Annotated in this window: 13 protein-coding genes; 5 read left to right on the top strand and 8 right to left on the bottom strand. The window is 36.0% G+C overall.

The features are described from left to right. The first annotated feature begins 44 nt into the window (after positions 1 to 44). Genes MHH69_RS05960 through MHH69_RS05950 form a run of 3 tightly spaced genes read left to right on the top strand, consistent with a single transcriptional unit; the run spans position 45 to position 1,896 of the window. Positions 45 to 425 (top strand): GntR family transcriptional regulator, encoded by a 381-nt coding sequence (locus MHH69_RS05960; RefSeq protein ID WP_341361889.1) that lies wholly within the window; start codon positions 45 to 47, stop codon positions 423 to 425. After that, complete coding sequence (locus MHH69_RS05955; protein WP_341361888.1) at positions 422 to 1,273, top strand: ABC transporter ATP-binding protein; 852 nt, start codon at positions 422 to 424, stop codon at positions 1,271 to 1,273. The genes MHH69_RS05960 and MHH69_RS05955 overlap by 4 nt, the downstream gene beginning before the upstream one ends. After that, positions 1,270 to 1,896 (top strand): ABC-2 transporter permease, encoded by a 627-nt coding sequence (locus tag MHH69_RS05950; RefSeq protein WP_341361887.1) that lies wholly within the window; start codon positions 1,270 to 1,272, stop codon positions 1,894 to 1,896. The genes MHH69_RS05955 and MHH69_RS05950 overlap by 4 nt, the downstream gene beginning before the upstream one ends. Positions 1,897 to 1,979: 83 nt before the next feature. Here the strand turns inward: MHH69_RS05950 and MHH69_RS05945 are convergent, their stop codons facing one another. Next, entirely contained in the window at positions 1,980 to 3,206 is a 1,227-nt protein-coding gene (locus MHH69_RS05945; protein ID WP_122970407.1) for a M16 family metallopeptidase, read from the bottom strand. Between the two features lie 320 nt (positions 3,207 to 3,526). Here MHH69_RS05945 and MHH69_RS05940 point away from each other — a divergent pair, with 320 nt between their 5' ends. Then, entirely contained in the window at positions 3,527 to 4,225 is a 699-nt protein-coding gene (locus tag MHH69_RS05940) for an ABC transporter ATP-binding protein (RefSeq protein WP_341361886.1), read from the top strand. Further along, positions 4,215 to 5,498, top strand: a complete 1,284-nt coding sequence (locus MHH69_RS05935) for an ABC transporter permease (protein WP_122970405.1) — start codon at positions 4,215 to 4,217, stop codon at positions 5,496 to 5,498. Before MHH69_RS05940 ends, MHH69_RS05935 begins: the two co-directional genes overlap by 11 nt. Before the next feature lie 88 nt (positions 5,499 to 5,586). Here the strand turns inward: MHH69_RS05935 and pnp are convergent, their stop codons facing one another. The 7 genes from pnp to infB all read right to left on the bottom strand — a co-directional run bounded on the left by pnp (position 5,587) and on the right by infB (position 13,491). After that, positions 5,587 to 7,698 (bottom strand): polyribonucleotide nucleotidyltransferase, encoded by a 2,112-nt coding sequence (gene pnp / locus MHH69_RS05930; protein WP_341361885.1) that lies wholly within the window; start codon positions 7,696 to 7,698, stop codon positions 5,587 to 5,589. A 362-nt stretch (positions 7,699 to 8,060) separates the two neighbouring features. Continuing rightward, positions 8,061 to 8,330, bottom strand: coding sequence for a 30S ribosomal protein S15 (rpsO, locus tag MHH69_RS05925; RefSeq protein ID WP_122970403.1), 270 nt, complete (start codon positions 8,328 to 8,330; stop codon positions 8,061 to 8,063). Positions 8,331 to 8,455: 125 nt separating this feature from the next. Beyond that, on the bottom strand, positions 8,456 to 9,412 hold the full coding sequence (ribF, locus tag MHH69_RS05920) for a riboflavin biosynthesis protein RibF (protein ID WP_341361884.1): 957 nt from the start codon (positions 9,410 to 9,412) through the stop codon (positions 8,456 to 8,458). Between the two features lie 21 nt (positions 9,413 to 9,433). Continuing rightward, positions 9,434 to 10,339: a tRNA pseudouridine(55) synthase TruB gene (gene truB, locus MHH69_RS05915; protein ID WP_341361883.1), complete on the bottom strand. Its 906-nt coding sequence runs from the start codon at positions 10,337 to 10,339 to the stop codon at positions 9,434 to 9,436. 113 nt (positions 10,340 to 10,452) lie between these two features. After that, positions 10,453 to 10,794, bottom strand: coding sequence for a 30S ribosome-binding factor RbfA (rbfA, locus tag MHH69_RS05910; protein ID WP_122970400.1), 342 nt, complete (start codon positions 10,792 to 10,794; stop codon positions 10,453 to 10,455). A 163-nt stretch (positions 10,795 to 10,957) separates the two neighbouring features. Beyond that, positions 10,958 to 11,236: a DUF503 domain-containing protein gene (locus tag MHH69_RS05905; RefSeq protein ID WP_122970399.1), complete on the bottom strand. Its 279-nt coding sequence runs from the start codon at positions 11,234 to 11,236 to the stop codon at positions 10,958 to 10,960. After that, positions 11,236 to 13,491: a translation initiation factor IF-2 gene (gene infB, locus MHH69_RS05900; RefSeq protein ID WP_341361882.1), complete on the bottom strand. Its 2,256-nt coding sequence runs from the start codon at positions 13,489 to 13,491 to the stop codon at positions 11,236 to 11,238. Before infB ends, MHH69_RS05905 begins: the two co-directional genes overlap by 1 nt. Between the last annotated feature and the right edge of the window lie 12 nt (positions 13,492 to 13,503).

Genomic DNA, 13,503 nt, shown 5'->3' with positions numbered 1-13,503 from the left:
CTGTGTATAGTGTATATATACAGTTGTAAAGGGGTATTAAAATAATGCATATACGCTTAAGCAATGCCAGCGATAAACCAATTTACGAACAAATTACACAACAAATTAAACAAGCTATTTTAACTGGTGTATTAAAACCCGGCGAAGTACTACCTTCCATTCGAAGTCTAGCAAAAGAATTAAAAATTAGTGTAGTAACGACAAAACGGGCTTACAGCGATCTAGAAAATGATGGCTTCATCGAAACAGTTGCTGGAAAAGGTAGTTTTGTAGCAGAACGAAATCAAGATTTTTTACGGGAAGAGCTATTACGACAAGTGGAAGAATCTTTGCAGAAGGCAGTTCAAACTGCCAAATTAGCGGGTATGCCAAAGGAAGAATTAGTAGAATTGTTATCGCTTTTAGTAGAGGAGGAAATACAATGACAAATGCTATAGAAGTGTTGAACTTAAATAAAAAGCTACATCAGTTTCAATTACGAGATGTATCATTCACTTTACCGGCTGGTACGATTATGGGCTTTGTCGGAGAAAATGGTGCAGGTAAAACAACGACTATTAAGTGCCTGATCAATTTGTTAAAAAAAGAGCGTGGTTCAATTAAATTATTTGGCTTAAATCAAGAGTCAAACGACATTGCTATTAAGGAACAAATTGGTGTCGTATTCGATAATATCCATTTCCCAGAAATGCTAACCCCAAAACAAATCAATCAATTAATGGGTGCCGTTTATAAAACGTGGGACCATCATTATTTTTTAAAATTATTGGATCAATTAAAAGTACCCATTCATAAACCGATTAAACAATTGTCCAGCGGGATGAAAATGAAACTTTCCATTTCTACCGCATTAGCACACTATCCTAAATTGCTCATTTTAGATGAGCCAACGAGTGGACTAGACCCTATTGTTCGTGAAGAAATATTAGATTTATTTTTAGAGTTTATGCAAGATGAAGAACATAGTATTTTATTTTCTTCCCATATTACGAGTGATTTAGAAAAAATTGCTGATTATATTACTTTTATTCATGATGGAGAAATTTTATTTAGCGAAAATAAGGATGATTTATTATATCAATTTGGAATATGGAAAGGTTCCCTTGAACAATCAAAGGATTTACCTGATCATTCAAAAATCCGTATGAAAAAATCGCCCTTCGGAGTTGAAATTTTAGTTAAGCGGAATGAAGTGAATAATGCTTTTTATTTAGAAAAACCAACTATTGAAGACATCATGTTATTTTATGTGAAAGGAGACGACATCAAATGAAAGCATTATTATTAAAAGATTTTTTGGCTATGAAGTCCCAGCTTAAAATGATTATTACCATTCTATTATTATTCATTGCTGTCTCTTTCTTCTTACAAGATAGCTTTTACTTGGTCTTATCCATTTTTATATTTGGTACGATTCAAGTAACAGCTTCTTTTACTTATGATGAAATGAGCCATTGGGATCTATATGCAAATACATTGCCTTTGGAAAAATCAGAAATCGTAAAAAGTAAATATATTTTAAGTTTACTTTTAAGTATAGGTACATTATTACTCTTTAGCCCCATTTTACTTTTAATTAATTATTGGACAAATGGGATTCCTCTTATTGATTTTCTTCCAATCATTTGTTTAATGGCCACTGGATCCCTAATCATCATGTCCTTTTTATTACCGATTTACATTAAATTCGGACCTCAAAAGGGAAGACTCTTTTTGTTTTTAATCGTAATTCTTCCAATTATAGGATTTAATGCATCCCTTTCATTTATACTTGATAAGCTACCACCAGTAGAAACATTGCAAAAACTAAGCTATGTTTCACCTATTTTTGGAGCTATACTTTTCATCCTTTCATATATGCTTTCAGTTAAATTTTATGAAACGAAAGAGTTCTAATAAAGAGCGGTTGTTTCCTACACTTTAAGGAAACAACCGTTTCTTAATATTACTTCATCGATTCAAAAGAAAGTGAAGCGAATTTATTTTACCCCTTGCCCAATAATGGATACAGCCGGGTCCCCACTAAAGATGGATTCAATGAGACGGTCTACTTTATCCATTGATACTTGGTCAATTTCAGCTATCGTTTCATCTATTGTTTTATGACGACCATGAATTAACTCATTGCGTCCATTACGACTCATACGGGAATTCGTACTTTCTAAACCTAATACAAAGCTTCCCTTTAATTGTTCCTTTGCATTGGACAGTTCCGATTCCTTAATTCCTTCTGTACGAACTTTTTGTAATGTTTCATTAATCGTTTCGTGCATGATAGTTAGTTGTTGATTATTTGTACTTCCGTAAATAGTGAATGCCCCAACGTCTGCATAACAGGATTGATAAGAAAAGATTGTATAGGCTAAACCTCTCTCTTCCCTCACTTCCTGGAAAAGTCTCGAAGACATATTGCCACCAATAATATTGTTTAAGGCTATAAAACTATTTAAATCCGGATGCTTTATTCCTATAGCAGGATAGGAAATAGCTAAGTGGGATTGTTCCACATCCCTTTCCTTCACGAAGCGACCAGAATGAAATGTTGGATTCGTAAGTGCCGTTTCCATCGCTTTATCAGTACGTTCATAGCGACCGAACAATTTTTCGATATGTAGAAGCAAATCATTTGTTACATTCCCTGCGACCGATATCACAATATTTTCTGGGAAATAGTATTTTTCCATATATTGACGGATTGTATCAGACGTAAATGTGGACAACGTTTCGCTCGTACCTAAGATCGGTAAACCTAACGCATCTGTTGGATACATCACTCGCCATAATTGTTCGTGAACATCATCATCAGGTGCATCTTCACTCATTAAAATTTCTTCTAATACGACTTGTCGTTCTTTATCTAATTCGTTTTGATCAAAACTAGAGTTAAAAAACATATCTGCCAATATCGATACAGCTAATTGTCCATGATGATCTAATACTTTAGCATAATAACAAGTATTTTCCTTAGAAGTAAAAGCATTAATTTCTCCGCCAATTCGATCAAATTCTTCTGCGATTTGTCTAGCGGATCTCGTTTTCGTACCTTTAAACAACATATGTTCAATGAAATGGGTGATTCCATTTTCTTCCGGTAGTTCAAACCTTGAACCAGCACCTACCCAAATCCCTACGGAAATAGATCGAACATGGGGTATTTCTTCTGAAACGATTCGAACACCGTTTTGACATGTATATACTGTAACCAAACTATCTCCTCACCTCTATGATCAAATTCTCTCCAGCAAAATTCACAAATTCAATGTTTTCGCCAATCATTTTGCTAAAAGGCTGTTTCCTTTCTTACGTTCTACTTTTTTAAATAGAAAAACGTTATAGAACAAAGAAAAATATTCGTAGCATTTAATAATCATATGCTAATCTTCTCTAACCTTCAACTTTTGAAAACGAATTTTTCTTTCATACTTTTTATGAAACTATTAAGAAATTCTTCATAATTGTCCTTCCATTTTCTTCAGATTTTTTTCCTACAATGAATTTATCACTTAATAAAGGAATGAAAAACAATATGATTACTGTTCAATCATTACAACACACTTTTACTATTGGAAAAAAGGGTCAGGAAAAAAAGGTGGAAGTATTAAAGGATATCAACTTCCGTATTGAACAAGGAGAAATAGTGGCTATTGTAGGAAAAAGTGGTTCAGGAAAATCGACGTTACTACAAACGATTGCTGGTTTTATGAAACCTGATTCTGGATCGATCATTGTAAATAATACAGAAATTGCTGGTTTTACGGAAAAACAAAGTACTGCGTTCCGATTAGATCATTTCGGCTTCATTTTTCAAAACTTCCAACTGTTATCTTCTCAAACGGTATTTGAAAATGTTGAACTACCTTTAAAACTAAAAGGCATTAGTCCAGCAATACGGAAAAAGAAAGTTAGTGAAATCCTTACAAAGGTTGAACTGGCTGGAGTAGCAGATCATTACCCAAATGAACTTTCCGGCGGGCAGCAGCAACGGGTATCAATCGCTAGAGCTATGATTACAAACCCGCCTATTATATTGGCTGATGAACCAACTGGTAGTTTAGATTCACAAACGGAAAAGGAAATATTAACCCTTATTCAGCAATTGAATGAACAAGATAATATTACGTTTATTATCATTACCCATGATGAAGAAGTTGCTTCCATTGCAGATCGTAAATTTCGAATGGCAGATGGTGTATTAGTAGTAGGAGGTATGGCTCATGTTATTTAAAGATCAATTACAATTTGTATTTCAACATATGAAAAAAAATAAACTGCGCGTTACGATGACAATATTAGCTGCAATGATAGGATGTTCCTTTTTAATTGTACTAGCTTCAGTTGGGTTTGGTATTCAAGAAACTTTACGGAATGATATTCTTTCACAAGAGGAAATTACGAAAATTGAGCTTTATGGGGATGAAACCCTTTCAGAAAAGGATCGAGAATATATCGAGAGCGTTGATCATGTAAATGTCGTTTTAAATAAGGCTGAACTAGATGGTATTGTCTCCACATCCTTTGAAGATCGTAAAGGTGAATCAACGGGAGTTATTTATAATACGTCAGAACTCAAACAACTTCCATCGAATTTAAATGAAGGTCGCTTACCAGAGCAAGCGAACGAAATTGTCGTCGGTTATCATTTTGCTCAAAGTTTATTAAATGAAGAAGATAGAGCAATCATTGAGAAAAAATCAAAGGAGGCTGAAGAACAGGGATCCTATTACGATGGTTCTGAGGAAGGCTATAAAGGTGATATTTTAAATAAGGAAGTAAACCTTCAGTTTTACAATGCTGAGACTGAAGCATATACAGAGCCTTCTACCTTCAAAATTGTCGGTATATTAAAGAAACCGTCCTATGATTGGTATGTTGATTCTTCCATTCAGTTTAGTGATGCTTTATTGGACAAGTTTCCTAACTTAGTCACGTATCCATCCACTTTTATTTATGTAGATTCTGTCGAGAATGTTATGCCTGTTTTAGAGACATTAAAAGATCAAAACTATCAAGTATACTCGCAAATTGAACAATTAGAAGAAATGGATCTGTTCTTCCTTATTTTTAAAATAGGACTTATATTTATAGGAACAATCGCTATTCTTATTGCTTCTATTGGTATATTTAATACGATGACAATGGCTGTTACAGAAAGAACTCGTGAGATTGGTGTGTTAAAAGCAATAGGGGCTTCTCCGAATTTAATTCAACGATTATTTTTAATGGAAAGTACATTTATAGGCCTTTTAGGTACCGTATTAGCTGTTATTGTATCCTATGTAATTAGTTTTGCGGCAAATGCTATTTTACCTTATGTTGTATCCTTTGCTTTATCTGAAGAAGATTTATCAAATTACGAACTTACCTTCTCATTAATTCCAATTAGTCTTGTGTTAGTTGCAGGGAGTATTAGTTTACTAGTAGCCATTATTTCCGGTTGGCGCCCGGCACGTAATGCGACAAAAATTGAAGTCATTCAAGCATTACGTCAAGAATTGTAATACTTAAACGAAAAAATATTCATAAAAATAAGCGTAGACAAAGTATTAGTAACTTAGTCTACGCTTAACTTTTTTATAAGGGATTGTTTTAGGCTTGTTCAGCACGTTCTTTTTCTTCTTTTAGAACGACTTTGCGAGATAAATTTACGCGCCCTTGGTTATCAATTTCAATACATTTGACAAGTAATTGATCACCGATTTTTAACACGTCTTCCACTTTATTCGTACGTTCTTCTTGAATTTCCGAAATGTGTAATAAGCCATCTTTTCCTGGGAAGATTTCACAGAATGCACCGAATTTCTCGATACGTTTTACAGTTGCCATATAATATTCGCCAACTTTTGCTTCGCGTACGATGGATTCGATAATTTCTTTTGCACGTTTATTCATTTCTTCGTTAGCTGAAGAGATGTAAATTGTACCGTCTTGTTCTGTATCGATTTTTACGCCCGTTTCATCGATAATTTTGTTAATCGTTTTACCACCAGAACCGATGACATCACGGATTTTTTCTGGGTTAATATGAACGACTTCAATTTTCGGTGCATATTTAGATAAGTGAGTGCGTGGCGCATCTAATGTTGCAAGCATTGATTCTAGAATAATCATTCGTCCTACTTTTGCTTGTTGTAATGCCTCTTCTAAAATATTGCGGGATAAACCGTCAATTTTAATATCCATTTGAAGTGCTGTAACACCTTTGGCAGTACCAGCTACTTTAAAGTCCATATCTCCAAGGTGGTCTTCCATACCTTGAATGTCTGTTAAAATCGTGTAATGTTCCCCTTTTTTCACAAGACCCATTGCAATACCTGCTACTGGAGCTTTAATCGGAACACCAGCGTCCATCATCGCAAGAGTTGATGCACAAATGGATGCTTGAGAAGTAGAACCGTTAGATTCTAATACTTCCGATACACAACGAATCGCATATGGGAACTCAGACTCATCTGGAATAACAGCAAGTAATGCACGTTCTCCCAATGCTCCGTGTCCAATTTCACGACGTCCAGGTCCGCGCATCGGTCCTGTTTCCCCAACTGAGAATTGAGGGAAGTTATAGTGGTGCATGAAACGTTTAGATTCTTCAAGTCCTAAACCATCGATAATTTGTACGTCCCCTAATGGACCTAATGTACAGATGGAAAGTGCTTGAGTTTGTCCACGTGTAAACAATCCTGAACCATGGGCACGTTCTAATAAACCTACTTCAGAAGATAAAGGTCGAATTTCATCAACTTTACGGCCATCAGGACGGATTTTTTCCTCTGTAATTAAACGGCGAACTTCATCTTTAACCATCTTGTCTAAAATGGATTTTACTTGCTTTAATGTATCTTCATCTGCTTCTTGTTCTTCATAGTGGGCAATAACACGTTCTTTAACAGCATTAATCGCATCTTCACGAGCATGTTTTTCCACCGTTTGAATAGCAGCGTTCATGTCTTCTTCGCAAAGCCCTTTCACTTGAGATGAAAGTTCTTCATCGATTTCATATAATTCTACTGCTAATTTTTCTTTACCTACTTCTGCAACAATTTGTTCTTGGAACGCAATTAATTTCTTAATTTCTTCATGACCGAACATAATTGCTTCAAGCATGATTTCTTCTGGAACTTCTAACGCACCAGCTTCTACCATGTTAATTGCATCTTTGTTACCTGCCACAGTTAAGTGAACAGTACTTTTTTCAGATTGTTCTGTTGTTGGGTTAAGTACGAATTCACCATCGATATAACCAACATGTACACCTGCGATTGGACCATCAAATGGAATGTCCGAAACAGCCAATGCTAAAGATGAACCAAACATTGCTGCTACATCTGTTGGGCAGTCTGGATCTGATGACATGACCATAGAGATAACTTGTACTTCATTACGGAAGCCATCAGGGAACATTGGACGAATAGGACGGTCAATTAGACGAGAAACTAAAATCGCATGCTCTGATGGACGACCTTCCCGTTTAATGAATCCTCCTGGAATTTTACCTGCTGCGTATAGACGTTCTTCATAGTTAACTGTTAATGGGAAGAAATCTAATGCTTTTGGTGTTTTTGACATTGTTGCTGTCGCAAGTACTGCTGATTCACCGTAGCGAATTAATGTTGCGCCATTTGCTTGTTTAGCTAGCTGTCCTACTTCTACTACTAGTTGTCGGCCAGCCCATTCATATGAATAGACTTTCTTTTCGGTCATATAATGAACCCCTTTCTCTTGAAACACACTACGTCACGATTTTATCCCGCTATTTGCGGCACATCCAATGATTATGTAAGGAAGTGTCCGTAAAAAGCCCGATAATCACTTACAACCAACTGATATTTCCATCGATTGATTGTTTCATTCTTATATACCATTAGTAAGTGTATCAAAAAAGCAATTTCTATGCTAAATATTTTCAATATAATTATGGCTTTTTCGTATATTTTTTACAAATTATTTAGGAGATAATATTTCTATCCTTATTTATAAATATTTACTAACAACTTTATACATAAATAAAAAGCGGGAATGTTCCCGCTTTTTTTAAACAGAGTAAAGCTACTCTGCTTTTCTTATTATCGACGTAAACCTAGACGATTGATTAGTTCACGGTAACGTTGAACGTCAGTTTCGCGAAGATATTTTAATAAGTGACGACGACGACCTACTTTTTTAAGAAGACCACGTTGAGAGTGGAAATCTTTTTTATGAGTACCTAAGTGATCATTTAAAGCATTGATTTCAGCAGTTAATACTGCGATTTGTACTTCTGGAGAACCAGTATCTCCTTCGTGAGTACGGTACTCAGCGATAATTTCGTTTTTACGTTCTTTTGTAATTGCCATGTTGAATGGACCTCCTAAATAATAATTTACACCACTAGCACAGCAGTCGTTGGAGAATCGAAATGCCGAGCTAAGGTATAGTGCGCATAGCACTTAAAGAATAGTATCATACTTTTAGTTTACAATCAACTATTACGAAGTGTCTTGAAGTATTCAATTGCTTCGTTTTTATCTCGCTCGATTTGAGCTTTTAAAGATTCGATGCCGTCAAATTTTTGTTCGTTACGAATTCGTTTATACCAACCAACTTTTACTTCTTCACCGTAAATATTTTTTTCAAAGTTTAAAATGTGTACTTCGATCGATAATTGCTTATCGTCCGGATTTTTAAATGTCGGCTTATATCCAACATTACAAACTCCATCATACCATTTATTTTGAACTAAAATTTTGACTGCATACACACCGATTGCTGGAATAAAACTTCCTTCGATGGATTGAATATTAGCTGTAGGGAAACCGATTGTTCGACCACGTTTGTCACCATGAACAACAAGACCAGGTACTTCGTAAGCACGACCAAGTAAATTTGCAGCGCTCTCCATATCCCCTTCTTGTAAATAATGGCGAATTCGAGTAGAACTAATTTTTTCTTCTCCGTCCGTTTGTTTGCTAATAACGGACACGCCATAATCTCCATTACTATACTCTTTCATTATATCCATATTTCCCTTTCCTAAACTACCAAATGAAAAATCAAATCCTGCGGAAACGTGTTTTACATTTAAATCTCTTATAAAATATTGGATAAAATCTTCAGGAGATAGTTTCGCAAAATCGGATGTAAATTGAACGACAAAAACATTTTCCACACCGATTTCCTCAAGAATATCCAATTTTTGTTGCAAAGGCGTTATGTAAAATACCTTTTCTTTACGGCCTCCTAAAACAATAGATGGATGAGGATCAAAGGTCATAACGGCACTTTCAATCCCCAATTGTTCTGCCATATGAATCGCATTTTGAATAACCGCTTGATGCCCTCTATGTACACCATCAAAGAATCCTACTGCAAGAGAGTATGCAGTGGATTCATTTGCTAGATTTAATTGATGGGGGTATTTTAAATGAACAACCTTCATCTGAAAACTTGCCTCCTATAATTAGTTTGGGAACATTTTTTCTGGTTTCATAAAACCTTCTTTTGTTGGATGCTTTACATATACTGCAAGAGCCTTTCCATTCATGCTATATACAATTTTATCATTTTCTTTTAATAATGTATGTTTCGGAAGTACTTGTCCATTTAATATTTGCTTTTCATTAGATTCATCAACTTCAATAAACGGATAGGTAGATAGGGCATACTCAACGGGTAATATGATTTGATCTATCGTTACTTCCTTCATCATTTCTTGTACTTGTTGTAGTGTAACACAATTTTCTTTTTTGAAAGTACCAGAAGCTGTTCTTACAAGGGATGCCATGTGGGCAGGATAGCCTAATTTTTCTCCAATTTGCACAGCAAGGGTACGAATATATGTCCCTTTGCTACATGCAATACGAATGTGGAAAGTAATTTCTTCCCCTGCAAAACTCTCTTCATCATCCAACAATTGTAAGGAGTAAATGGTCACTTTTCTTGTTGGACGCTCAACTACTTCCCCTTTGCGGGCATATTCATATAATTTTTTACCGTTTACTTTTACGGCAGAATACATTGGTGGGGTTTGTTCAATAACGCCCGTTAAACTTTCCAATGTTTCTAACAACTGTTGTCTTGAAATTTTTTTGAAGGAAAGATCCTGATTAACCGTTTCACCTTCTGCATCCTCCGTTGTTGTTGTTTTTCCAATGGATACAACCGCTTCATAGACCTTTCCAGCATCTGTTAAATATTCTGCAATTCGTGTTGCCTGTCCAATGCATATAGGCAAGACACCTTCTACACCTGGGTCTAGCGTTCCAGTATGACCGACCTTTTTTGTTTTTAAAATTTTTCTTAATTGAAAGACGCAATCATGGCTTGTCATGCCTCTTTCCTTCCAGAGAGGTAAAATGCCGTTCATATTGTGCTCCTTAAACTATTTTTCTTGTATTTTTCTATCTATGCATGCTCATCATGATAAACAGAAAAAGTCTACATCGCACAACTTTATGCAGATGTAGACTTCACTAACTTTTATTCCTCATGAAGAGAACGTAACAATGCATCGATTTTGTTTCCATATTCCACAGCTGAATCAAATTCAAATGTGATTTCTGGAGTACGACGCAAACGAATTCGATGACCGATTTCTGTACGGATGAAACCTGATGCTTTTACTAAAGCCTTCAATGTCTCTTCCCGTTCCCGTTCACTACCTAGAGATGAGATGTAAACCGTTGCTTGTTGAAGATCACCAGTTACGGCTACATCAGTAATTGTAACAAACCCAACTCTTGGGTCTTTTAATTTACGAGTAATGATATCGCCAAGTTCTTTTTTCATTTGCTCAGCAATTCGATTTGAACGTAATGACATAATTGTGCCACCTCTTTTTTAAAGTAAGAATGATGCCCCTTTAGGTTCACGAAAATTAAGCCTTGTTTTACTTAATAGATAAGTGATGTAAGAAGGCATCGTTCTTACCTTAATATCATTTAAACTTGTACGCCTCGGCGTAATTTGTCCCTTTTCGGACGAATTATAAATAATCTTTCCAAACCTCGAGTTGTTCCCACGAAGGATTGGATTGAAGGAAGTGAAGTGCATGATTGATTTCTCGCTCTGCACTCATCTTTGATGATGACACACAGACAAGAGCAATTCTTGTCCGTTGCCATACATTTTGATGATCAATTTCTGCAACAGAAACATTAAATTTCTGTTTTGTCCGTGTAATCATTCGCTGGAGAACAGCTCGCTTTTCTTTTAACGAATGGGAATCAGAAATAATGAACTCAACTTCCGCATAGACGATCATTATCGTTTAATTTCTTCCATTATGAAGGCTTCGATAATATCGCCCTCTTTAATGTCATTAAAGTTTTTGATCGTCATTCCACATTCGTAACCTTTTGCCACTTCTTTAGCGTCGTCTTTGAAACGTTTTAATGAATCTAATTCACCTTCAAATACAACGATTCCGTCACGAATGACACGAACGCCAGAATCACGAGTTACTTTCCCTTCTGTTACGTAAGAACCAGCGATTGTTCCAACTTTAGAAACTTTAATTGTTTGACGAACTTCAGCTTGACCAATGATTTTTTCTTCATATTCAGGGTCAAGCATTCCTTTCATTGCCGCTTCGATTTCTTCAATTACTTTGTAAATAATACGGTGTAATCGAATATCTACGCCTTCTGCTTCCGCTGCACGTTTCGCATTCGTATCTGGGCGTACATTGAAACCAATAACGATTGCGTTTGAAGCAGCTGCTAATGAAATATCAGATTCTGTAATTGCGCCGGCACCAGTATGAATAATTTTTACGTTAACACCTTCAACGTCAATTTTCATTAATGATGCGGCCATTGCTTCTACAGTACCTTGAACGTCCGCTTTAACAATAATATTTAATTCTTTTACATCGCCTTGTGACATTTGCTCGAATAAGTTATCAAGTGTCACCCGTTGTTTTTCAGAACGACTAGCTTGAATAGCAGTCATAGCACGGGATTCACCCACTTGGCGAGCAGTTTTCTCGTCTTCGAAGACAACAAAACGGTCACCAGCTTGAGGTACTTCGTTAATACCTGTAATTTCAACAGGTGTAGCAGGACCTGCCTCTTTAACACGTCGGCCAATATCATTCACCATTGCACGGACACGTCCATAAGCATGGCCAACAACGATTGGATCACCAACACGTAAAGTACCATCCTGTACTAATAAAGTAGCAACAGAACCTCTACCTTTATCTAATTGGGCTTCGATCACTGTACCGATTGCTGAACGATTTGGGTTTGCTTTTAATTCTGCTACTTCCGACACTAATAGTATCATTTCTAATAGCGTATCAATACCTTCACCTTTAAGGGCAGATATTGGAACGAAAATCGTATCGCCGCCCCAATCTTCAGGAACTAATCCGTGTTCTGTTAATTCTTGCATTACACGGTCTGGATTTGCAGAAGGTTTATCCATTTTGTTTACTGCAACAATAATTGGAACTTCAGCCGCTTTCGCATGGTTAATTGCTTCTACTGTTTGAGGCATAACCCCATCATCAGCAGCGACAACAATAATTGCTAAATCGGTAATACTTGCACCACGGGCACGCATCGTTGTAAATGCTGCGTGTCCAGGCGTATCTAAAAATGTAATCTTTTTACCGTTAATATCAACTTGGTAAGCACCAATATGTTGAGTGATACCACCAGCTTCACCAGCTGTTACTTTTGTATGACGAATTGAGTCAAGTAATGTTGTTTTACCATGGTCAACGTGCCCCATAATTGTTACAACTGGAGGACGTTCTTCCATCGATTGTTCGTTTTCTTCATTTTGTTCAAAGTACGCATCTAAATCTGTAATATCAACGCGTACTTCTTCTTCTACTTCTACACCATAATCAGCACAGATTAACTCAATCGCATCTTTATCTAACTCTTGGTTAATTGTTGCCATGACACCAAGCATAAATAATTTTTTAATGATTTCTGATGGTTCGCGGTGTAATTTTTTTGCAAGCTCTGCAACAGATAAAGATTCATAAAACGTAATTTTTTCTGGTAATTCTTTAGGTGTTACCGGTGCTTGTGGTTGTTGATGTTTAGGCTGACGGCGTTTTCCCCCGTGAATACCAGGTTTTTTACGTTGATTAAATCCGCCTTTATTGTTGTTACGATTGTTATTATTGTTAGTTTGATTTTTATTATTATGATCCATATTTTTGTTATGGTTACCCTTATTCTTTGGTTTTTCGCCGTTCGATTGAGGCGATTGTCTTTGTTCATTGTTAGTTTGATTTGGTGATTTCTTTTGCGGTCTATTTTGCTCTTTCGTTTGAGACTTTTGAGCATTTGGTGTAGCTTGTTTCTTTTCTTTTGTCTCTTGTTTTGCTTGAGCTTGTGTTCCTTTATTAAACACTGAGTCTAATTTGGAAACAGCATCTCCTTCAAGCATTGACATATGATTCGAAACAGTGATGTTTAATTTTTTTAGTTCTTCTATAACTTCTTTACTTGATTTACTTACTTTTTTCGCATATTCATGAACTCTTATTTTGGTCATCTGCTCACCCCC

The sequence above is a fragment of the Ureibacillus sp. FSL E2-3493 genome (genome assembly GCF_038077515.1).
In the GTDB taxonomy this organism is placed as follows: Bacteria; Bacillota; Bacilli; order Bacillales_A; family Planococcaceae; genus Ureibacillus; species Ureibacillus halotolerans.
Note: the sequence above shows the minus strand (reverse complement) of the source record. Positions and strands in the feature narration are given on the sequence as shown.

What these genes read in the sequence shown, in the direction of transcription:
- pnp (WP_341361885.1), bottom strand. Translation starts at nt 7,698, where the DNA reads ATGACCGAAAAGAAAGTCTATTCATATGAATGGGCTGGCCGACAACTA.
- ribF (WP_341361884.1), bottom strand. Translation starts at nt 9,412, where the DNA reads ATGAAGGTTGTTCATTTAAAATACCCCCATCAATTAAATCTAGCAAAT.
- MHH69_RS05955 (WP_341361888.1), top strand. Translation starts at nt 422, where the DNA reads ATGACAAATGCTATAGAAGTGTTGAACTTAAATAAAAAGCTACATCAG.
- MHH69_RS05905 (WP_122970399.1), bottom strand. Translation starts at nt 11,236, where the DNA reads ATGATCGTCTATGCGGAAGTTGAGTTCATTATTTCTGATTCCCATTCG.
- rpsO (WP_122970403.1), bottom strand. Translation starts at nt 8,330, where the DNA reads ATGGCAATTACAAAAGAACGTAAAAACGAAATTATCGCTGAGTACCGT.
- MHH69_RS05960 (WP_341361889.1), top strand. Translation starts at nt 45, where the DNA reads ATGCATATACGCTTAAGCAATGCCAGCGATAAACCAATTTACGAACAA.
- MHH69_RS05935 (WP_122970405.1), top strand. Translation starts at nt 4,215, where the DNA reads ATGTTATTTAAAGATCAATTACAATTTGTATTTCAACATATGAAAAAA.
- rbfA (WP_122970400.1), bottom strand. Translation starts at nt 10,794, where the DNA reads ATGTCATTACGTTCAAATCGAATTGCTGAGCAAATGAAAAAAGAACTT.
- infB (WP_341361882.1), bottom strand. Translation starts at nt 13,491, where the DNA reads ATGACCAAAATAAGAGTTCATGAATATGCGAAAAAAGTAAGTAAATCA.
- truB (WP_341361883.1), bottom strand. Translation starts at nt 10,339, where the DNA reads ATGAACGGCATTTTACCTCTCTGGAAGGAAAGAGGCATGACAAGCCAT.
- MHH69_RS05940 (WP_341361886.1), top strand. Translation starts at nt 3,527, where the DNA reads ATGATTACTGTTCAATCATTACAACACACTTTTACTATTGGAAAAAAG.
- MHH69_RS05950 (WP_341361887.1), top strand. Translation starts at nt 1,270, where the DNA reads ATGAAAGCATTATTATTAAAAGATTTTTTGGCTATGAAGTCCCAGCTT.